At 33.2% G+C, this 22122-nt stretch carries 23 protein-coding genes; 6 read left to right on the top strand and 17 right to left on the bottom strand.

Annotated elements, in window-relative coordinates:
- Window positions 1-96 precede the first annotated feature (96 nt).
- The 5 genes from ACIQ1H_RS04910 to ACIQ1H_RS04890 form a co-directional block, all read right to left on the bottom strand.
- Window positions 97-819 (bottom strand): SDR family oxidoreductase, encoded by a 723-nt coding sequence (locus ACIQ1H_RS04910; protein WP_402886951.1) that lies wholly within the window; start codon window positions 817-819, stop codon window positions 97-99.
- Window positions 820-1074: 255 nt separating this feature from the next.
- On the bottom strand, window positions 1075-1287 hold the full coding sequence (locus ACIQ1H_RS04905) for a hypothetical protein (protein ID WP_402886949.1): 213 nt from the start codon (window positions 1285-1287) through the stop codon (window positions 1075-1077).
- Window positions 1288-1361: 74 nt separating this feature from the next.
- On the bottom strand, window positions 1362-1523 hold the full coding sequence (locus tag ACIQ1H_RS04900) for a hypothetical protein (RefSeq protein WP_402886948.1): 162 nt from the start codon (window positions 1521-1523) through the stop codon (window positions 1362-1364).
- 1330 nt (window positions 1524-2853) lie between these two features.
- Window positions 2854-3180, bottom strand: coding sequence for a hypothetical protein (locus ACIQ1H_RS04895; protein ID WP_402886946.1), 327 nt, complete (start codon window positions 3178-3180; stop codon window positions 2854-2856).
- Window positions 3181-3331: 151 nt separating this feature from the next.
- Entirely contained in the window at window positions 3332-3652 is a 321-nt protein-coding gene (locus tag ACIQ1H_RS04890) for a YqfO family protein (protein ID WP_402886944.1), read from the bottom strand.
- Window positions 3653-5208: 1556 nt separating this feature from the next.
- On the opposite strand from ACIQ1H_RS04890, the gene ACIQ1H_RS04885 reads away from it, so the two are divergent.
- Window positions 5209-5436, top strand: a complete 228-nt coding sequence (locus tag ACIQ1H_RS04885) for a hypothetical protein (protein WP_402886942.1) — start codon at window positions 5209-5211, stop codon at window positions 5434-5436.
- An 809-nt stretch (window positions 5437-6245) separates the two neighbouring features.
- Here ACIQ1H_RS04885 and ACIQ1H_RS04880 read toward each other — a convergent pair.
- On the bottom strand, window positions 6246-6692 hold the full coding sequence (locus ACIQ1H_RS04880; RefSeq protein ID WP_402886940.1) for a hypothetical protein: 447 nt from the start codon (window positions 6690-6692) through the stop codon (window positions 6246-6248).
- 551 nt (window positions 6693-7243) lie between these two features.
- On the opposite strand from ACIQ1H_RS04880, the gene ACIQ1H_RS04875 reads away from it, so the two are divergent.
- Entirely contained in the window at window positions 7244-7885 is a 642-nt protein-coding gene (locus ACIQ1H_RS04875; protein ID WP_402886939.1) for a DUF6241 domain-containing protein, read from the top strand.
- Window positions 7882-9312: a serine hydrolase domain-containing protein gene (locus ACIQ1H_RS04870; RefSeq protein WP_402886937.1), complete on the top strand. Its 1431-nt coding sequence runs from the start codon at window positions 7882-7884 to the stop codon at window positions 9310-9312. The genes ACIQ1H_RS04875 and ACIQ1H_RS04870 overlap by 4 nt, the downstream gene beginning before the upstream one ends.
- Before the next feature lie 393 nt (window positions 9313-9705).
- On the opposite strand, the gene ACIQ1H_RS04865 is transcribed toward ACIQ1H_RS04870, so the two are convergent.
- The 7 genes from ACIQ1H_RS04865 to ACIQ1H_RS04830 form a co-directional block, all read right to left on the bottom strand.
- A complete protein-coding gene (locus ACIQ1H_RS04865) occupies window positions 9706-10140 on the bottom strand; it encodes a YxiJ family protein (protein ID WP_402886936.1) in 435 nt (144 codons plus the stop codon).
- A gap of 136 nt (window positions 10141-10276) precedes the next feature.
- Window positions 10277-10564: a hypothetical protein gene (locus tag ACIQ1H_RS04860; RefSeq protein WP_402886934.1), complete on the bottom strand. Its 288-nt coding sequence runs from the start codon at window positions 10562-10564 to the stop codon at window positions 10277-10279.
- A gap of 223 nt (window positions 10565-10787) precedes the next feature.
- The gene (locus ACIQ1H_RS04855) at window positions 10788-11189 is read right to left on the bottom strand and encodes a DUF4181 domain-containing protein (protein ID WP_402886932.1); all 402 of its coding nucleotides are present in this window, start codon (window positions 11187-11189) and stop codon (window positions 10788-10790) included.
- A 339-nt stretch (window positions 11190-11528) separates the two neighbouring features.
- Window positions 11529-13229 carry a hypothetical protein gene (locus ACIQ1H_RS04850; RefSeq protein ID WP_402886930.1) on the bottom strand — a complete coding sequence of 567 codons (1701 nt, stop codon included), beginning with the start codon at window positions 13227-13229 and terminating at the stop codon, window positions 11529-11531.
- A gap of 846 nt (window positions 13230-14075) precedes the next feature.
- Window positions 14076-15482: a YfcC family protein gene (locus tag ACIQ1H_RS04840; protein WP_402886926.1), complete on the bottom strand. Its 1407-nt coding sequence runs from the start codon at window positions 15480-15482 to the stop codon at window positions 14076-14078.
- 233 nt (window positions 15483-15715) lie between these two features.
- Window positions 15716-16138, bottom strand: a complete 423-nt coding sequence (locus tag ACIQ1H_RS04835) for an ester cyclase (protein ID WP_402886925.1) — start codon at window positions 16136-16138, stop codon at window positions 15716-15718.
- A gap of 365 nt (window positions 16139-16503) precedes the next feature.
- On the bottom strand, window positions 16504-16740 hold the full coding sequence (locus ACIQ1H_RS04830) for a DUF3953 domain-containing protein (protein ID WP_172771961.1): 237 nt from the start codon (window positions 16738-16740) through the stop codon (window positions 16504-16506).
- A gap of 125 nt (window positions 16741-16865) precedes the next feature.
- On the opposite strand from ACIQ1H_RS04830, the gene ACIQ1H_RS04825 reads away from it, so the two are divergent.
- A complete protein-coding gene (locus ACIQ1H_RS04825; protein ID WP_402886923.1) occupies window positions 16866-17096 on the top strand; it encodes a hypothetical protein in 231 nt (76 codons plus the stop codon).
- 47 nt (window positions 17097-17143) lie between these two features.
- Here the strand turns inward: ACIQ1H_RS04825 and ACIQ1H_RS04820 are convergent, their stop codons facing one another.
- Window positions 17144-17575, bottom strand: coding sequence for a MarR family winged helix-turn-helix transcriptional regulator (locus tag ACIQ1H_RS04820; RefSeq protein ID WP_402888549.1), 432 nt, complete (start codon window positions 17573-17575; stop codon window positions 17144-17146).
- Between the two features lie 7 nt (window positions 17576-17582).
- Window positions 17583-17861: a transporter suffix domain-containing protein gene (locus ACIQ1H_RS04815; RefSeq protein WP_402886921.1), complete on the bottom strand. Its 279-nt coding sequence runs from the start codon at window positions 17859-17861 to the stop codon at window positions 17583-17585.
- Between the two features lie 187 nt (window positions 17862-18048).
- Here ACIQ1H_RS04815 and ACIQ1H_RS04810 point away from each other — a divergent pair, with 187 nt between their 5' ends.
- On the top strand, window positions 18049-18486 hold the full coding sequence (locus ACIQ1H_RS04810; protein WP_402886919.1) for a general stress protein: 438 nt from the start codon (window positions 18049-18051) through the stop codon (window positions 18484-18486).
- Window positions 18487-18936: 450 nt separating this feature from the next.
- Here the strand turns inward: ACIQ1H_RS04810 and ACIQ1H_RS04805 are convergent, their stop codons facing one another.
- On the bottom strand, window positions 18937-19161 hold the full coding sequence (locus tag ACIQ1H_RS04805) for a hypothetical protein (RefSeq protein ID WP_402886917.1): 225 nt from the start codon (window positions 19159-19161) through the stop codon (window positions 18937-18939).
- Between the two features lie 314 nt (window positions 19162-19475).
- Here ACIQ1H_RS04805 and ACIQ1H_RS04800 point away from each other — a divergent pair, with 314 nt between their 5' ends.
- Complete coding sequence (locus ACIQ1H_RS04800) at window positions 19476-20423, top strand: bile acid:sodium symporter family protein (protein WP_402886916.1); 948 nt, start codon at window positions 19476-19478, stop codon at window positions 20421-20423.
- Between the two features lie 243 nt (window positions 20424-20666).
- Here the strand turns inward: ACIQ1H_RS04800 and ACIQ1H_RS04795 are convergent, their stop codons facing one another.
- Entirely contained in the window at window positions 20667-21851 is a 1185-nt protein-coding gene (locus ACIQ1H_RS04795; protein ID WP_402886914.1) for a multidrug effflux MFS transporter, read from the bottom strand.
- Between the last annotated feature and the right edge of the window lie 271 nt (window positions 21852-22122).

Below are 22122 nucleotides of genomic sequence, written 5' to 3'. Positions count from 1 at the left end.
TTTCATTGGACATCTTCCTTTTTGCATAGTAAAAGCCCTCCACTGATGATTGTAGAAGGCTTAAAATCTATTGTAATTTTACTTATTTTGAAACGATCAAGCATTTAAGTCTGTTATTGAAGGGATAGTAATTTCCTTAACACATGAAATTGGTGATAAATTAATCACACATTGCACAATAGATACAATATCTTGTACAGGTATACGTGTACCTTCATATAAATCAATTGCCTTTTCTGCACCTTCTTCATAAGGTACTTCTGCTGCTAGCTCCCCTGGATTAATACAAGTGACAGGAATTTTGTCTCCTCTCAAATGTTCACGTAGAGCATTTGTAATGCCTCGTAAGCCGAATTTAGATGCAACGAATGAAACCTGTGAATTATTTGTATGTTCTAAGCCTGCCGTTGAACCAATTAAAATGACTTTTCCATTTTTAGCTTTTCTTAAGTTTGGTAGAAGCGCTTGAATATAGGTAATAGTAGAAGTTAGATTTATATTGATTAATTTAGAAATATCTTCAATTCCATCATTATCAAATGTATAGTCATCTTCGAAACCACGCTTTTCCCATACTCCAACATTATATATTAATACATCTATTGCAATGTCTTTTAAGGTTTCCTTTAAAGCAGAGATTTGTTGTTGACTTGATAAATCTATTGAGAGCCATTTGCGATTTACACCATCATTAATATCCAAACTTTCTGGTCGTGTTCTTGACACCATCCAAACTGTATCACCCTCTCTGGGTAGACCCTTTACAAAGGCGTCGCCAAGCCCTTGACTTGCTCCAAAAATAATAAAGTCTTTACACATCCAATCTTCCTCTCCAATAACTATCTTTTGATTACTTAAGATAGAAAACAATATAACAATTAAATCTATTATATTTATAATATTGGTTATTTTTCTTCATTCTTTTGACTGAAATTCATAAATTTCACTATCAATTTCTTGTTCTAGTTTGCTATACACCACTTGACGCAGATTCAATAATCTTGGCACTTGATTCCGCTTTTCGGGTCTTGCTAGCACATAGTTATACCAGGTAGATATATTCCACTATGCTCATTAAACATTTTGATTTCCTCCTTTCAAACCATCGGCTATCAACGTTGAAAGCTCCATAATCGCCTTTTCTTGCTCTGCCAATCGTTGCTCTTGCTTTGCTATATATGTTGACATCTCCCCCATACTCCTGAAGAGTAGTTGGTTTGCTTGTACTAAACGTGTAGCCTTTTCTTCTGCTGTGTCCTCGTCACCGAACTTTTTCATTTTACCCATTGTGCCATCTGGGTTAAGTACTTATATTGAAATGCCATTAGACCACCGCCCCTGTTATAAGATGTATTTTTTGATTAGATGCCAAGTGTTGGCGTAATTTTTAAAGCAATTCGTTGTTTGGCTTCCATTTCTTTATGCTCGAAAGTATCTTCCACTACACCTTGTTTGGCTGTAATTGGTGCTGTATTTACTGGTGTTAACTCTGTGTATTGCTCTGGCTCACCCATTACCGTCATGGACTATTTCACCTTTATCATGAGCTCCTTATCACGTTCAATAAACAATAAAACGCCCTTTGCAGATCCGCTTGGTGGCTCGATTTGGTAATGAGCAACGGATTGTAAAATAAGCGTTCTCACTTCTTTTTTATTTAGTTTAATTGTCGTAAGACCTTTTTGAGTAGCTTTTCCATCGATGTTTTTTTAAGATATCCACTATATCCACTCCTTTGGTTAAAATAAAAAGAGGACAACAAATGATGGCAGCATTTGTTGTCCTCCAGAGAGCTGGTAGAACTTCTTTATGATTACATACCTTTGTTTCCTGAAAACATCCTATCTTAAAGAAAACTTCTTCATAAATTAAGTTTTATATAACACTTCAGCTGTAAAAGCTTATTTAATATTTCTGTTCATTAAAATGAAAATACATATATGGTATCAGAAAAAATAAATACGCACCAGCTATTAAACTATTCATGATACTATTTATTTCCGTTGTTAATATTACACTTGCTAGGACAGACACAAATCCTGCGAGGACTGCTCAAGCTTCTAATAGCTTAAAATGAGTGCTATTCAATTCTAGTATTTTAATTTGCTTTATTGTTATTTTTTCTAGACTTGATATACAAATTTTGAAACTAATATAAGATAAGTAGTACCACAGTATTAATATTACTAACAAAAATGTAGCAGTATTTTCGTTAGTCATTTCTATATTCTCTAAATATTTAGAATTCAATGCAATAAAATCAAATATTTTAAGTATCAAGTAAATTTCGCCCAACCCTAAAATTACTGAGAGCATCGACAAAGCTAATATTTTCCACGTTGTACTAAAAAAGTAAATGAAATTCATTAGTTTTTCGTTTGCCTTCCATATCACAAATAAAATTATTATAAGGGCAAACTTTATTAAAACATCTATATTAGGAATAAGGATTAACACAATTGAAAAAATTAGTAAATAAAGACAAATGAATAACAATAAAGTTCGAATAATATTAATCAAATCTAATTCACTCCATCAAATATATACTCTATTATTCATTAAATTTTAGTTACAGCAATTTTTAGCATTCTATTAATATCTTCTTTTTATTCCCTTTTTATCTAATTATCTAAAGTAAAATATCATTTTATAAATTTAAAACGAGGACAACAAATCGCATCGGCTTAAGTAGTCCTCCCTTACATCTGTAACATTTCATAAATTTAACTACATCGGACCTCTTAGTTTAAGGCTGTTTTCTCAAAGATTGTTGCTTCTGGTTTGGCTATCTTCTTCAACTAAAGCACCCTAAAGTTTAAGTAGATTTCTTCACAAACTTGTATTTTTAATTAATTAATTTATACTGTTCACACGCTTCTTTATATTTCTTATGTCAATTATAAACCATTTTAAGATTGCAATTATTAGTACTAAAAGTGGTGTTGCCTGCCCTATGAGAAACCCTATCCAAAAATCTTTCATAGTACTGGTCGGAGAAGCTGTTGCCATTCCACCAACCCAAAAAGACATTGGGATTAAGATTACATTGAATCCCAGACTAAACATAACAAATGATAATTTTTTACTTTTAATCTTCGGTAATCCAGCCGACCAAAATAAAATTACTGCAACTAACAAAATCAAAATAAGACATGAAACCCAAAACATCCCATAAATCAAAACCTCTACCTCCTAACTAAACGATAGCCCATCCCACTTTCCTGTAAAGATTAAGATGCACCTACCGTCTACTATTTTACCACAAAAACCCATATCGTGATTTAACTAAACTGCTCCGTTAATTGAATAGCTACATATTTTCGAAAACAGTCTAGTTTAATAAAGGAATTACATTTATAATAGGTTCCTCATAAGGATGGATTACATTTATTGTTTTTTTCACTTCTTCTATTTTTGAATATAGGCATCTAAATTCCAACTTACATTCAGTCCCAAATGAAATTTCACCAATTTCTCCATCATAGGGTACAGCTTTGTTAAGTGGTCTCCAATATCCTTTTGTAACAGTATAGGAAACAACATGGTCATAATTACCGACCGTTAAAACCCCTAATTCATTTAGCTCATTCCTTAGTTGTTCAATGTATTCTTCTGGTAATAAGACTTCAACTTTTACAATTTTTATATCCATTTGACACCTCATAAATATTGTAGTTCTCTAAATGATACATAAATATTCCAAATAAATCTTCTAAAAATGTAAGTCTTATATCTGCGTAAAAATGAAGCAACCCGAAGCTCACTTCAACATCAAATCAATAACTCGTTCTCACACTCGTTGTAAGCTTGTATGGCTCAAATTAAGCTTTGCACCAATCCAACGTGAAAGGCATGCCCTCTAGCAACCAATAAAATACTTCTTGCTCTATATCGCCAGCAACCTTGCTTGTTAAATTTTGAACCATAAGTAGTACGTCTTTAATCTTGTTTAAACGTTCCTCAGGCGAAGCTCTAATTTGAACAATGCCACCAACTGGTTTTTGGCATTATTGCCTCCATACCATATTTCCCTGTAGATGCAGTCGCCTTTAATGATTCAACCGACTCCTTCAGCCTTGTTAAGTTGGTAGCGATTTAGTTGTGTTTTCTCTTTTCACATAGTTTCGCCCTCCTTGTGTTATAATGCTGAAACGAATAAGGATTAAGAGGTCGAGCTGTAGCGTGTGACGACGATGCAGCTTTTTACAATTTACACAAAATACATAATGAGGTAATGCCATGGACATATTTCCTGATTTATCAATTGGTACTAGCTTGTGGATTTTCATACCACCGATGATGCTATTAGTGGTTGCTATGAGCGCCTGTATGGGAATCTATGTTGTTTTGTTCAAAAAGGTTCTTCCTCGCAAAATATATAATTTCTTTTTAAGGATTTGTTGTACTTATAGGTTTTTATATTTGGGCTGTTCCTATGAAAACAGGATTTTACGAATTCTTTAGAGCGATACTATAATCACTTTTTCTTCTTAAATTCCTCAAAGTGTTCAGTAGTAATCTTCTGGTCTGATTGTTTCTTTCGCTGATTCTATATCAGCTACCTACGCTAAATCCTTAAATTATTACATATTTTTACTACTGAAAATTAATATTTTATATTATTCTGGTATTATCTTATTGTAAAAGGAGATAGTCAGATTGATCCCAAACTTAAACAAAAATAATAAATCGTTCTTTTGGAAAGGGTTCCTTATTTTATTTATTCCCATTTTCATAATTGGTATAATTTCAGAGCCATATATAACTCAAAATCCTTTAAAAACCTTGGAGGATTTTGGTGAATTTGTTTTCTTTTTATTTTTTTATATTCTAGTTATATCGGGAATATCTGCACTTGCCGTTTCTATTATTTGGAGCATGAGCAGAATGAAATCTTAAGAAATATATCTGACAAGCTTGATAGGTAATGTAATCGGATGGGATCTCCCATCTTTTTTTACTGCACAATATCTTTCAATTATGCAATAATTTCATGAGCAAAGTTTCTTTTTGAACGTGTGCTCAATAGATCGGTGGATCACTGTATATCAAACAATCTGCTTTGTTATAACGACGTATCAGAGTTACTGCATCTAAATTTTCAATTTGCACATTTTTTCGCTTCATCTTTAAATTTCTCAGTAAATCCAGTTACTCATTACCCCTATATTTCATGTTAAAATGAAATTAAAAGACTGGGGAATTTTTATGAAAAAACTTGCGATGTTATTTCTGATTTCTGGATTAATTGTTACTCTCTTTGGCTTTACCCCTTTTTTATTTTATTATCCATTCAGTGATAGTCCTAATTCAGGTCCTTCAAATTTGTGGGAGCTTATACTTATGATTTCTTATGAAGGAAAGGTATGGTATTTGATCTTTGGGATTGTGCTACTTTCAGCTTCCCTTATCACAAAAAGAAAAACACATGTTTAATTAACTATTCAAAACCCCCTTAATAATCGATACTAGTTACTCTCAAATTCTTCAAGTCTGCTGATATAACAACTGAAAGCCGTTTTTTCTAACTTTTAGCTTACACGCACTAATAATTTCAATTTGCATACCGTTTCACAGTCTCATGAAGCCCTCACTCTTTCTTTCATTGTAATGGCATAATCTAAAGCTTCGTCCTGTGTGCTCAAACCTTTCAGCACGCGTAATGTTTCAAGGTTCTGATAAAACACTATCTCATTTTCTTTGTACTGATATTTTTTTTAGAGGCCTATGTGTAACACCATCTGATCAAGGCTTGTTCCTGCAAAATGCTATTTGATATGTGATATTTCAGTTAGGAAATAAATAATAATTTCCCGGGTAAGCGCAAGAAATGACAAGTTTTACTGTTCATTGACACATCCATGTGTTGCATCGGTTCTTCTTCAAAAACTGCATAACTTCCCTCATATTTTCTGCAAATTTCGTTTTAATTGTTTTATCCGCTTCTATAACCTTTTGAAGCTAGGTAGTTTCGGAGCGTTTTTCAACACTTCTTTCTATACAGTCTTTTTGGCCATTGCGTCATAGTTAGTTTTCCATGGACTAGCTCAACCTTTTTTAACAGCAACTTTTGAGCAATGTTTATCTATACGTTCTCTTGTCCAATAAACAACAAAATAGCCCTAGTTATTTATTTTCACAACATCCTTCTAAGGGGAGCGGCAACCTGAAGAAATTTGAAAATAATAAACTAGGACTAGAAATATGAAAATTGGAAAGAAGTGACACACATATAATCTTTAAAATTACTTTATTTTTTGAATCCACATATACAATGAACTTAGAATAAACTTGCATAAAGGTACAGTTAACGGTAGAAGTACAATACTGTAAATGACACCCCATATCATCGATTCCTCAAGATTAAAAGCATTTAAATTACCACTTATCATTTCCCTAATTAAAATACCCAACGTGCCAGTAAATAGACTGACAATAAAAGTTACAAAAAAGCTAATCCACCACATTTTTTTATTTTGGACATTATTTTGACTAGATAGATAGTATCCCATTATGGCCATGGATAAGATCATAGAAAGAGACAAGGCTATATATAACTGACTGTCTCCCCAATAGCTTAAGCTTACATAACCTCCTGCTAAACCGTAAGCTATCCTATAAAAAAAGTAAGGGATAATAAGTGAGCCAACTATGCCTATAGTAATTCCTTTTAAAACGCCTTTAGTTTTCAACACTAATCTCTCCTTAACTGGGAAAAATAATTGTCTAAATTTATTATAAAATATATTTTTTTAAGAATAAATATCTATCCACCTAGTCCATAAATAGACTTTTTTTAATGTAACTTTAGTAATCATCGATTCAATGATTTTAATATTTTCTTCTATCTCTTTCTAAAAAATTTTTAGTCTTCACTGTAATGTCTCTCTTAATAAACTTTTCTTACCTTTGAAATGATATGGTTACGACTTTTTAAAATTGCTTGAAGTGATACATTGAATATCGCTGCGATATTAATATTACTGAGGTTTAATGTTTTTGTATGAATGGGCTTCTCCTGGTAAAAAAAAGACCAATAGCCCAATGAACCAATTTTGGTCTAATTTGTATCTGAAAGATTCTATATAACTAGTGAATAATGGAATAGTACAGACTCAAAAGTGTGAATTTGAATATGATTTTTTAAGTGAATTGTTAGAGGGATGGGAAAATGTGATCGTTGTTTACATAAAGGATTATATATGATAATTTGGTTTAAAATGTTATTTATGGTGGTGGAATAATGAAGTGGACATATGTTTTAGGTATTGTTGTTTTAACTGCGTTATTGAGTGTAGGAGGTACTCTTTTAATCACAGAAATGATCTATGAGAAAGAAGAGTCAGAACAAGATGTGAAAGAATTAAAGAACAATTCAAAAGAAGAGGAAAAAGAAAAATTTGTATCGACGGTTGATGTGAGTGGTATGGGGTGGGAAAATCCTATTTTCTCCAAGAAAATTGATGAATGGAAAAGTGGAGATGAACCCTTTGTTGGCAATCTAGTAGAAGAAGTGATTCAAGAGATGGCACACCAGAAGATTATCGCTGAATCGAAAGAAGGTTCTATTATGATTACACCAGAAAGAATCGACACTTTAATACAGATGGTAGAAGAAAACAAAGATAAATATGAACGTCATAAAATGTCTGATAAATATGCACCTTATGAAATATATCTAGATATATTAAAACGTTGGAAAAAAGGTGATTTTTCAACAGTTGACGATGACCATAATATTTTAATGTTTATTCAAGGTGGGAAAACACCTGAAGGTTTAGGGACAGGTATTGCTTCGGAAGAACAAGAGAAAAACTATATTTTCCGAGTTTTTTCAAAAGAGGTTGATGAAGTTTTTGGTTCGACAGAAAAGCAGGGTTTATGAAAAAGATTTTTATTTTTATATTAATGATATTTATATTATTCTCAGGATTCTCAACACAAAGTTATGCCTTGTCAGATTCGAAATCTGCGGCAATACAAGCGTTGCTAGATGATGCGCGTCATATATCAGGTGTTCCAGGAATGTCAATCTCAATTCTTGTTGATAATGAAGTGCTCTACTTTTCTTCAGGGTATGCAGACCGTGAAAAGGAGTTGTCTGCAAGTGAAAATACACTCTATGAGTTAGCTTCAGTCAGTAAAGCTTTTACTGGTTTGGGTATTTTGCTGTTGGAGGAGCAAGGGTTGCTCTCAATGACTGACCCTGTCCAAAAATATTTACCTTGGTTTACGTTAAAGTATCAAGGGAGACTTGTTGATATGCAAAGTCTTACATTAAATAACTTTCTTCATCATACCAGTGGTCTAACAAATATTAGACATACTCAAATTATTCCACAAGGTAATACACCGGATATGTTGCAAAAGACTGTGGAAATGCTCGCTGATGCAGAATTGGAGTTCCCTCCCGGTGAACAGTATAACTATGGAACCGTTAATTATGACGTATTGGGTTTGGTTATTGAGATGGTGTCGGGACAAAGCTATGAAGACTTTATGAAAAAACAGGTATTTCAGCCGTTAGGTCTTCACCAGACGTATGTTTATAAAGAAGACGCTCAAGCCACTGGACAGTTGGCACAAGGTTACCGTTCTTCCTTTTTTATGACAACTCCATTTAAAGCTCCAGATTATGCTGGGAATAAACCTGCAGGCTATATCATTTCGAATACAAAAGATATGGCGCGGTGGATGGGCATACAAATGGGTATCGTGCAGAACGTACCCGAAATATTTCAAAAGGTTATCGAAAAATCACATAAGGGTAATATGTCAGTTTCGTCTGTCAACGATATGTATTATGCGGCAGGCTGGTTGGTAAACGCCGACCAAACGATTATAGAACACACTGGGGGCAACCCAAATTTCAGAACCGAAGTAGTCATCTTGCCAAATGAACGCACAGCCATTTGCTTGCTGAGTAACGGTGCGAATACCAATATAAACCTGGTACTAAAAGTTAAAGATATATTAGATGGCAATTTAACTCAGTCATATGAAATAAGCGGCACACAGCTTTTGGATATTATTTTATCGTCTTTCACCATTATTCTTTCCCTATTGGCAGTTTTGCTATTTCTCTTAGGATTACGCAGCAGAAGGAAAACGAATGAGCGACATCGAATGACAAAAAAGAGAACAATCGTAACAGTTATTTTCCTGATTGCTACGTTCGCCCTGGGTATACTGTGCTTTGCTTTCGATTGGTCAACGATACTTATTTGGCAAACATATAGCGTTTTTACAGCTTTGATTTCGTCTGCATTATTAACAGCAAGTATTACATGGTTTGTATACACTCGCCGATAAAATATCTCGCTCCCTTGATAAGGATAATTATAAGTAATTGAATTTCAATTTATCGGTATGCTTAATTTAAAAAACATCAGACACTACGGTGTCTTTTTTAATAAAACTATTTTTTAAAAATGTATTCAAACTAAACAACTATATTATTTTTGCAAAAGCGTTGTTAGGTAACATTTTAAAATAGTTATTCCACATTCTGACTCGATTGTTGAGCAAATGTTGTTAAAAAGAAGTAGCTCATTGGCTACTTCTTCATCTGACTCAATATGTTTTTCTAACTCTTTTAACCGTAGTGCTCGATAATCTCATTTAACTTTTCTCCACTTCTATTGTTTACTAGCTTTCTTACCATTTTTTCTATCGAATTAAATTTTTTTTGTATACATGTAAAGTTCATTTCTCATAATTCAGATTTATTTTAGTGTAAAGACTCTGTTGTTTTAATGGATAATGGTTATTTGACAACAGCTGTAATAACCATTTTCTTGCTTGCTCATTGATTTTAAATTCTTGAAAGAAATGATTATAGTTTGCTATCTTGTCTTCAAGAAATTCATATTGATTATAGTATTCAAAAAAAGACTTATATAGCATGTCAATTTGTCCTTCAGGAATTTGATTAATCTTTCCTTCTAAAACATAACTTAACGTTCCCGCTATGTTTGAACAGTAGAATCGAAAATCCTCATAGAAATCCACCTCATCCTCATTCGATAAGTTCAAAAATTCTGTTCGAAAATCTTCACTTATTTTATTTATATCTTCAGTAGGAAATGGCTGTCTTAATTCATCTTTCATTTCAGTTAATTGTTTGATAATAGTGTTCATATTTTCTCCCTTATTTTTGTGTCAATTACCTATTTTATTAAGTTTGTTCAGTAGCCTAACACAAACCCTTCCAAAGCATTGTTTGGTTATCTTTCATAATTGTTATTTCACAATACCACCCGATTATGGAATAACTTTATCTACAATAAGTAATCCAAATTCTATACAAATCATTACCGTCTATCTCAATCATATCTTTATGCAATGTAACATTTACATTTGTGTATCCCGCCCATTGTGGTATTAGTTCCGTTAAACAATCAATTACCTTTGCATCAGGAGTTGCATAACCGATATTTTCTTTTCTTAAAAAGCCATTTGAGAAATCTTGATATAATGAGTCCGTCCATTCATAAACTTCAAACTGAGAATCAAAAATCCGTTCATCTTCTTGATATTGTCCGTTTACCCAGAATATTTCCATAACAATAACACCTCCTAATGAATTCAGCGTTCAATAACACTATTTCCTGTAAAGATAAAGATACTTTCCTAGTTTTTTTAAGGGCCCTTAAATGAAACCTAACATTGCTACTTATTACAGAATCGCTCCCGAATGTTTAATACTAAAGAAGTTTCTATTTGCTGCATTCTTTCGATATCTTCAACAAATGTCCCTGCTGTTTAATTAATAAAAAGGAAAAAGGTTATAGAAAAATTTTCGTAGTATGAAAGGCTATTATGATTACTATTGGGAACCACACAGAGAAGGCGAAATGGATGTAAAATACTCTTGATTCTTTATCAATTCTTTTTGCCATACAACCTCTAAATCCAAATAATACAAAAAAATATAGTGAAAGCGACATATAACTAGGGATTGGATTTAATGGACGATAAATATTGTTTTCAAGTACAGTAATACTCGACATAAATACACCAATAACAAATATAATTAACATTATAATTTCTATTAAATTTTGATTTTTAGTGAACCTTTTACTAAATTTAAAATCCTTTTCCAGTTTAAATTTCCGTTTCAACAACTTTTCGAGAATTATAGAACTAACTATTAAAAGAATATAGATGGTGATTGCGACCCAAAACAAGGCTTTCTCCCCCCAGACAAACTATTCTCTTTTATTTTAACATTGTGCATATATTATATGTAAAATATTCCCTAAATATATTTTATACTAACCTGTCAATCAAGTTTAAGTGTTATACTCCATTAGCTCAATTTGGAAACTTGGTATTGGGTTGGGATTACCTCTATCGCCCTTAGTTTTTATTAAGTATGATAGGTGATGGACGCACTCTCAAAACAAAATAAAAACCCCTCGAATCCACTCAAGGGGTTTGCATTCGTCTAATTAGTTATTGTAATAAATGTTGAAAGCTCGCTCTTCAGGTCGTAGTAGTTTGGAAGAAGAAACCCTAAGTTCCTATTAATCTAATGTAAAACTACTAGAACCATCAACTGCTAATGCCATAGCTAAAGCGTAGAATGCTCGACGAGCTCCAGCACAGTTCGGAGATTCTTTATCGGTGGTAGTAAGGTCTGTAGCAGCATCAACAGTTCCACTTGTATTTGAAGTATCGGCTAATATATCTAAGCGAGCCAAATCCCAAAGGCCTGAACGACCGTGCGATGGAAACTTACTTTGACCGTGTAATGCTTGACCAACATCAAGTTGATGTTTAATTGCTATTGAAACTTTGTTTTCCATACTTGCTATTCCTTGTCCTGTAATTCCAGGATAAACATTAAATAATCCAACCATAGCTTGATTGATTCCCTCGCCTTTATTAGGCATTTGCCACGGATTTTTAATCAACTCGGATGAACCTAACATGGCATTTTCAGGAATGTACATTCCCCAATATTTCGCTTGGCTAAACGAATTACTAACTAAGTTATTTTTGATAGTTGAATAGTTATCAAAAATCTCCTTGTAGGTATTAATTAGCTGAGTAACCATAACTCCAGAATCCGAATCTATATTCGGAACAAGACTGTGCCATGATGAGGCTGTTGGGTTTTCTATTAAGCTTGCATAAATTTGCAAGAATGTTATTGCAAAAGCATTATATGCAGGAGAATCGAACCGAGCACGTAGCATATTATTTGTCAGGTTGACATCAGAAAACCCGTGAACAGGAAGAACTCTTTTTGCAGATAATGAATTGTTATAGGGCTCTTGCTGGAAACAACCTTTAGAAGCATTAGCCACTGAAGTATTGGAACCCCATAGAGTATAACTAAGAACATCTCGGATTGCATTTTTCAGGTTATGTGCAGGATCTAATGAAGCGCCAGTCTCATTAACCTTTACATCATATACATGCGCTGCCATCCAACAAGCAACAGCATTTAGTGAAGAATTAAGAATAAATCGTTCGTTTTTAGTTTTAAAATATGCATGATGATTAATATAATCTTTACCGCTTGTACCTGGTTGAATTCCTGCGAACGTAACCTTTCCCGAATCATCAAGAACAGTTGGGTTATCTAAGTAATCTTTCTGAGGATCAGTTGATAAATCCGCTGTAGTGATCCAATATCCGATTTGTCCCTCATATGGCCCAGCAGCAAAACGATATGATTTTTCTGAATCATCGTATGTCCAAGCTGACGGAGTACGATAATACTTTAAAATATTGTATTCTCTGGAACTTAATACTTCATTAGCAAAATGCTCTCGGTATTGCTCTAACAATGTATCTACATTAGAAAATGAAACATCGCTCTGAGAATCATCTAATTTCTTAAGCATTGCTGCCCCAAGATAAATTAAACCTGCTAGTTGATCAATTGGATTCGTCGGAAAATTAAAAGCTTTATCGATAAGTTTTGGAATAACAGTATTAACAATTTCTTTGTAAACTGCATCATGTTCTCCAGCTTGAGCCTTTTGTTGGGCGAACTGAGCACAGAACATCATTAGTTGTCCAACACCTTGTTGAATTGGAGAAGAATTGAATGTTTCACTTGAACCATTTAATAAATAGTTTTGGATAAATTTTCTGACTCGAGGATATCGACCTTTATCCTTCTTATAAGGATGTTTTATAGATAACTGCTCAATAGGTAATAGAAACGCTTCTGCAAAGGCTTGAGCTTCTTGCAAGGGTGTAAATTTTGTCAAATCAAATCACTCCAATTTTTTATTTTTAACGTTACTTATTAAGAACCTAATCATTCTAAGTAACTAGGCAGGCCTTGTATGTCGTGTACCTTACCTACCTCCAAGTTTACATTATTGTTTTAATATTACTAATTTTGAAAGTATGGCAAGTTTGGAAAAAATACTTTATGTTATAAAAAGATTGCAAAGAGTTATTAATGACGAAAAAAGAGATAAGTTTAGAGATAAATGTATATTTACTATTAGAATTCTTCTAACAGTGTATTTTCTTATAATTACATGGTCATTAATTACCTTAGGAAAGAAATTAAAAGCAATTTTCATCATATGCAAAGTGAAAAAAATTTATAAAAAATGTTAAGTAAAGGCACTCGCTATTTTCACGAGTGCCTTTCCAATCTAACTTATAATATTTTTACGGATTAATTGTATATTAGTATGACTCAAATTCATGTGTCTACCATTGTAGCAGCTTAGGGTTTCTAACTAATTCCTCCGTATATATCACAATGAAATTCCATCTCTATGATATGTGAAGAAATAATACCACTTTGCGAGTAGTTTCCTCCAACCGCGATTTTATATACAGTTTTACCCTCAATTAAAGACTCCTCATAACCTAGTTGTGTCCAACTTCCATTAGCGTCAACAGCTTCCGAAGAGATACCGTTAAATACTGAAAATAGTTGTCTTCCATTTGATGTATTTTCATTCAATTGTGTAAGTTATGTCATTACAATAATCACCAACATATACAAGCTAAATTAAAAAACCTGAGCCCAATACAATATCGGACTCAGCTCTTAGAAGTTGCTTATATTATGTCTAACTTGATTACTTCATGTTTTAACTGATACCTAAGGCAACTGCTGCAATTAGCGCTATACAAGCAATGACTACCCAACCAAGTATCATCTTCCAAATAAATTTAATCCACTTTTCATATGGGATACCTGCAACAGCTAAATAAGCCATTAATGCAGATGAAGTTGGGATAATAGAGTTTGTGAGGGAATCCCCATATTGGAATGCTAAAACAGCCACTTGTCGTTCTAATCCTAATAAATCAGTAATCGGAATCATAATCGGCATTGTTGCTGCAGCCTGTCCACTGCCTGATGAAATAAATAAATTTAAAAGTGCTTGAATAATTAACATGCCGATTGCACTAATAGCATGTGGTAAATGTCCAATTGTTTCAGATGCTGCATACACAATTGTATCAATAATCTTCCCTTGTTCTAAAACAACCGTAATGGCACGGGCAAAGCCTACAATTAAAGCACCAAACGTTACAGCCTTCGCTCCTTCAATAAAGGAATCAAAGATAGTGGCAGGTTTTAAACCGCCTATTATTCCTGCAACTAATCCCATTATTAAGAAAGATGCAGTTAGCTGTGTTAAGAACCAACCCCAATTAAAGACACCATAAATATTAAAGCCAATTCCACAAGCCATGACAATAAATACAAATTTATGCTTTCCAGTTAATGTAGGAATGTCAATCACTGATACATTGGATTTAGCTTTTTGTTCAATATCATAAATAACGCTTGCCTGTGGGTTCTTTTTCACCTTAAAAGCATAGCGAGATACATAGAAAATAGCAAAACCTAATACAAAAACATAGACTACTGCACGGAAACCGATCCCTGAGAATAATGGTACATCTGCTAAGGATTGCGCAACACCTACTGTAAAGGGATTAAGCATGCCTCCGAAAAATCCACTAGCAGCACCAAGTGTGATCATGGCAGTTCCTGTTACAGCATCAAAGCCCATCGCCCGTGCAATGGCCACACCAATGGGTACGAAAATAATTGTTTCTTCCGCCATCCCCATTGTAAAACCACCAACAGAGAATAAAATCATCGATAAAGGAATAAGTAATTTTTCTCTGCCTTCTAAAGCTTTTACCCCTTTATAAACACCAGCTTCAATCGCACCTGTTTTATGAATAATGCCAAATACACCACTAACTAAGAAAATGTAAAATATAATTTGAGCTCCTTTTTCAAGCCCCATTGGAATCGCTGTAAACATTTCGAAAAATGAAACTGGATCACTCTCAATATGATGATAGCTTCCATCTACAACGAGCATACGCCCTTCATCATCTTCTACACGATCAAACTCACCTGCTGGAATAATATAACTTAAAATACCTGCTAAAAAAATAATAGCAAAAATAATCGTATATGTATGAGGTACTTTGAGCCAACTCCTCTTCTTTTCTCTCTGTTCATTTTCCATTAAATAACACACCTTTCAAAGATTTAAACATTTAACAACATTGTCGATATATGTCGTTAATAGAAAATAAATATACAGGAGTTAGAATTCTTTGTAAAGTCTTAATTTTCCCCCATTTCAAAACTAAATTGATTGACGCCTTATAAGATTTATATAAATACCACTTCCAACAATTCAGTTATGGATTCCCAAAACTCCCGTTTCAAAGCAAAAGAAAAACACCCCGAAGGATGTTAACTACTTTTATTGCGATTTAGTTGGATTTCAATACCAGCTCTATCGATTTGTATCCAATATTCTGCTATTTTTTCATCTTCTATTCGATAAACTGCGCTTGCTATTTCAATAACTGGAAGACTTGTAGGCTGATATCCATCAACCTCTCCAACATGCGTACCAACTTGTTTCCAGCGTACATATACTTTATTATCTTGTACCATAAATTCTTGGATTTCTAACGAAAAAGTGCCATACGCATCTACCATTTCTTTTACATGATCTGAATAATCTTTCGGCGTTCTTATAACCGTTATTTCTTCTTCAGAAATAACTTGGTGTGCCATCACTTTGTCTGCCATTAATTCAGTTGCGTAATCAGGATTTTCCCCTGAACGTACTTCCTCAAAAAATTTCTTAACAATTTGTTCTGGTGTCATTTTAGTCCTCCGTTGTTAAATATGATAGCAAGGATTTTACAATCTCTACATACTTAATCATAATGTATGAGTCAAAAAAATGGAATCTTCTTCTATAATTCACACACTCAAAACTACACTAAACTCAACCCTCCTATCACAAAAGTATTTTGGATGTTTGATATAGTTTCTAAAGCATAAGAAAAGCCCCCATCCCTGCACTGGATTAAGGCCTTGCATTACTTCTATTAGTCTATTGTGATAAATTAACAAGTAGGTTACCTTACTTCTAGTATCGCGGCAGAGCTACATCATTTGAAATATGTTCGTTGATTTCCGTGACATTTAATGAGTTTTATAAAAAGCGGAAAGCCATTTATCTTGAATCAAAAAAAGATTTTAATTGAAACATATACTGAAAATAAAAATACCCCTATATGGAACCAACCAGAAACTTTTCTCTCTCTTTGAAATTCTTTTATTCCAACAATACATATCAATAATCCTAAGAAGAATATCACTAGGAAACTCAACTGATAATCACTTGTGATAATTGAGTAAGTCGAGAGTGATATTACTATGATTGAAAAAAGAATTTGTAATATTGTTAGCAAAATTACCATCACCTTTTAAATATTGTATTTTGATTATACAATATAAAAAGTAATATGGTTGTAATTTCCATACATTCGTCTCTTATATTAGTTAAGCAAAAGAGGCCCTGTCCCTGTATAAAGGAGGATATTATATGACAGAAAAAGAATATTTAGAGTTCAAAAGCCATCTCGAGATGAACGATGAACTAAATTTTTATTATAAAGGTGAGGAATATTGGATAAGTCATAGTCGTGAGAAATCCTATTTAACAAGAGTTAAAGATCAATTTTCTCAAGAATTTAATGGATATGAAGAACTCCTTGAAAATGGAACAATAGAAGGTATGAAGATCTCTGAAATATATCCAGATTTAAAATGGTAGAATAGTTTTTTGAATGCTCATAAACAATATAAGAAACTAAATTCAGGCTATAACCCTTCTATTACTTTAGTTAGTTTTTGAAGTGCGGATAAAAAGCTTGTTAACTCTTGGGGTGATAAAATCGCATAATATTTTTCGGAAACCTGCTGCATAAATCTATTCATTTCTGTTTTATATAGCAGTCCTTTTTCGGCTAATTCAACAGAAAATGCACGCTTATCATCTACGTGTTGCTTTCTATAAATATAACCTTCCGCTTCAAGTTTTACTAACTGTTGGCTAATAGCGCTTTTGGTAATATTCATTTTCTCTGCTAACTCTGTAGGAGTGGATGAAGGATGGCGAATAATTAATGTTAATAACGAATATTGTTGATTATTTAATTGGAAATTTGTATAAGCTCGTTCTTTTGTTTCAAGTAACAGCCAAAGCTCTTCTAAAGTTTTATTTATTTCCTCAGGTAAGTTTTCATTATTCATCATTTTGTTAATCACCTCCTCTTCTCCAATTTTTAGGATTTAACTTATTTTTATATTTAGTCACCACTTCTTTCCCAACAAGCGCAATACCTAACAAACAAAGTATTTCTCCCAAAACTATAAATAATGTCATAAAAGTTGCCTTTATATGAGTCGGAAATGGCGTAAATGGTACGATTGCAGCCGCTCCCCATAAGATAGGATAAAGGATTAGAAGCCCTATTCCAAGTTTAAATAGAAATGGTTTTTTTTTCTTAGCTTCATCTGTAACAATCTCTCTTTCCAATTTCAAACCCCCTGATTTAGTTAAGTAAACTAAATTATATACTAGTTGATTTTTGATTACAAGAATTAAAATACAATCAATCTTATAAAAACATCTAATCAACAATCCAAAGGTGATTTGTGTCTAGAAATACTAAAACACGGGTAAAGAATACATAGTTGAAGAAACAAACAGGAGGTAATTTGAAATGAAGAATCAAGTTATTGGCGTATACGATAATGAACAAAAAGCAGCTGAGGTAGTTAAAGATTTAAAAGAGAGCGGCTATACAACGGAGGAAATTTCAGTTATTGCTAAAAAAGCAAAAGAATTATCAGTAAACACACAGGAAGTAAAACCCTCCACTATGGATGGTGCCCTTGCTGGAGCTGCGACTGGTGCTGCCATTGGCATAGCAGGCGTGATAGCAGGATTGTCCAGTATATTAATACCAGGATTTGGTGCTGTATTGGCTGCAGGCCCTATCATTACAACAATTGGAGGAGCAGTCGTAGGGGCAAGCTCTGGAGCTGGTGGCTTAAAGCATGCACTTATGGAAATTGGAGTCCCAGATGATGAAGCTGAACGCTATTCGAATGACGCTGAAGATGGTAAAATCCTAGTTTTACTGCATCACAATGCGTGAGGAAGAATTGAAAAGTCTCTACTTTGGTAATTAACATGCTGTGATTTAAGCAAAAAGTCGCTAAATCACTTACTATAACTATAACAAATAGCGTCCAAATAATAAGTGAGTTTCTATGTTTGTATGGATTTTGTACAAACATAGGACTTTTTTTATTTTGTCGCTTTTCATTTGGCAACATAAGATGTTCCTCAAATAGCACTGCCGTCTAGGAAGTCCAGTGCATGCAATCTCCATTCGTTCAGAGAGATTTTACTTAAGTTTTTGATTGCTTCATTAATATATAAATCCACTCCTTCAATTATTTTTTCAGTTTCTCTTTATTTATAGAAAAGAAGCAAGAGGAATAATGCCTTTTGCTTTCTACCCTTCTCTATCAAATTTCCTATAAAAGAAAAACAAATATAAAAAGCCACTCAAGTGAATGGCCAATATGCAAATGGGGGTAAATCACCACTTCTCATTGTTTTTGTGATTTTTAAAATGAATGTACTCTGTATTTTTGACTCTCGTCCAACTACTAATAGCATTCAAAATAACGATAAAGATTACAAATAAAACTGAACCCACCATGAAATGACCTAAGAAAAAAGAAACAAATGCCACAACAAATAGTGATATTATTAAAATTATCGTTAATATTTGTAATTTTCCATTTTTCTTCTTTGCGCTCATACGCTCACCCTCCTCTTAAATGATTTCTGTGTCTTTTAACATATCAATATGGTTTATTTTAACATATATTAAAGTATTGCACAAAAATAGCTTAAGCAAAACTTATGTTACACTATCTTAGTTTCTCCAAACCTCGTAGCTCATGATGGTTGACTTTATATTTCACCTAGCCATTTTAGCTTGAAAGTACATTATAGTAATTTTCATTAAATTAGAAAAGATAAAATCAACTTGTAGCGGATTAATATTTTACTTTTTACTAAAAACATATGTTAAAGTTATTTAAATAATATATCAAAAAGAAGGTCTTGTTTATGTTAGAAAAACTAAATGTATTTCTCCAAAAATACATTGCCATTTTAACACCATTAAGTTTAGTTGTAGGTGTTTTATTAGAAAGCGTTGGACACAGTCTATTATTCCTCGTATCTTGGCTATTTGCTTTTATGACATTCATTGGAAGTTTAAACATGAAATTTAAAGATGTAAAAATTTTTACAAAGCATCCAGCTCTCATCTTATTCTCCATTATCTTTCTTCACCTATTGATGCCTTTATGGGCTTATTTTTTATCGACTATCATTTTCGATGATCATTTATTAACTGTCGGCTTTGTATTATCGGTTGCAGTACCTACAGGCGTAACAAGTGTTATTTGGATAAATATCTGTAAGGGCAACTTGCCGTTAGGCTTATCTATTATTTTAATTGATACACTACTTTCTCCGTTTATCATGCCGTTCATGCTCTATATAGTTTCAGGTGAAAAAATTCAATTAGATATTGCTTCCCTTATACTTAATTTAATATTGATGATTGTGTTGCCTACTATTCTAGGTATATTAGTGAACGAACTTTCCAAAGGAGAAATACCAAAGAAATTTGGGAAGAAACTTGCTCCTTTTTCAAAACTGTGTTTATTTGCAGTGATAATGATTAATAGTAGCGCCATTTCTCCATATTTAAAAAATTTCAACTTACATCTAATTTCCGTTTTACTTTTAGTCTTGCTAATTGCTGTCTCGGGCTATGTGTTTGCTTTAATCATTGGTCGATATATTATTAAAGACTATCCGCAAATGACGACCTTAGTATTTACAGGCGGAATGAGAAATATTGCAATTGGTGTCATTGTTGCAACAACATATTTCCCAAGTAAAGTAGCAATGCCCGTTGTATTTGGAATGTTGTTTCAACAAGTTTTAGCCTCCTTATTTAGCAAAATTGTTACAAAACAAACAGTCACTTCTTCTAATAATTAACTTAAATAATAATTTGTCACCTGCTACTTACAACATAAAATGAATACCAGTGCTTTGTACTGGTGTTCATTTGTTTTAGTTACTGCACACTTTCTTTCAATAACGATGGTACTCTCCATAATGTCCGATACTTTTGTATGCTCAACCTTTCAGCACTTATAAAGCCTCTATGATCGGATATAATCCTTTTCCATACTCATGCAAAAGAAAAAGCATCCTCAAAAGAGGATACTTTTTTCAAATTTACGAATCTTGTTTATGAAGTAACGGTAAGCTTATTAAAAGCATTACAATTGCTAACGCTAAAAAATATAAAGGCATCGCAAGGACTGTTCCATTATGGAAAAGGCTCATGCCAAAGATTGTAGCGCTGACGAGTAAATAATAGCCTAAGCTAAATAATGCACTAGCAGTACCGATAACGTCTTGAAAATCGATGAGCGCTAAGCTTAAACAGTTTGGTAAAGCGGTACCTGTACCAAATAGAATAATGAACACACTCATAATCATCGTAGGCATCTGTAATACAGTCGGTAAAAAATGGACTGCTGTAGCGAAAAATGTGCCGATGAACATTATGACTAAACCACGGACGATAATTTTCTCAGGTTTTGTGTGACTAACGAGTCGTTTAGATAGCATCGCCCCTGCAATAGAAGCGAGTGCAACGATAATGCCTAAATAGCCATATACCGCACTTGTTAGTGTAAAGTATTGCGTAAAAATAAAAGGTGCTTCGGTATAGTAACTAAATAAAACACCATTAATACCACCAATTAATACGCCGTAACGCCATAGTCGCGGATTTGTAATCATGCGTTTTACTATTGGTAATATTGGCTTCATCTCATATGTTGCTAGCGCTGTTTCAGGTAAGCGTAAAGACGCATAGCAAAATACAATAATGCTCATAGTGACTAACACTAAAAATACAGCTTTAAAGCCAAAATAATAATCAGTAAAACCTCCGATTAAGGGACCAAGTGCAGGTGTAAATGCAAGGGCTGCTGAAATTTGAGCAAACAATTTATGACGCACAACACCAGTAAAGCTTTCACGTAAAATCGTTTGTGTCACGACAGAGCCAACACTTGCACCAAACGCTTGAATAAAGCGTGCGACTAATAAAACTGCCATTTCATTTGCTACTAAACAAAGTACATTACCAACAAAATATAAAAATAACCCATAAAGCATTGCCTTACGACGTCCGATTTTATCAGATAGTCGTCCAAAGAAAAATACTCCGAAGGCAAAAGCGATAAAGTATACGCTCATAGTAAGCTGTGCTTCACTCATAGAAGTGTTCAATACTTCTGCGATAGAAGGTAATGATGGGCTAAAAATAGTTTCACTAATTTGTGGAAAGCCTACTAATACAATTAATAATAATAAGCTAGGTGTTTTGTTTCCGATGTTTTTCTTCAAAATAATCCTCTCCTAAATAATTATAGGTTTGAAAGAAAAACATCGTAGCTTGGGAAATGGTGGCTTCACGAGTTTAATTTGTTCTAAATTACTCATGAATTCACTTCCTTCCTAATTAAATATACGTAAAATTATACCATCCCCACGGTTAAAATGACGACAGGTTTTTTATAAGTTAAAAACTAAATCATTTTCTACACGTAGTGTGTCAAAATAGAGGTATTGGAGTAAAAAGCTAGATCTTCGCTTTAGGAAACTAAACTTTTTTTAT

Origin of the sequence: Lysinibacillus sp. NPDC097279 (assembly GCF_044761745.1) — a bacterium.
GTDB lineage: Bacteria > Bacillota > Bacilli > Bacillales_A > Planococcaceae > Lysinibacillus.
The sequence above is the reverse complement of the archived record's forward strand: the minus strand, read 5'-3'. Positions and strand labels throughout refer to the sequence as shown.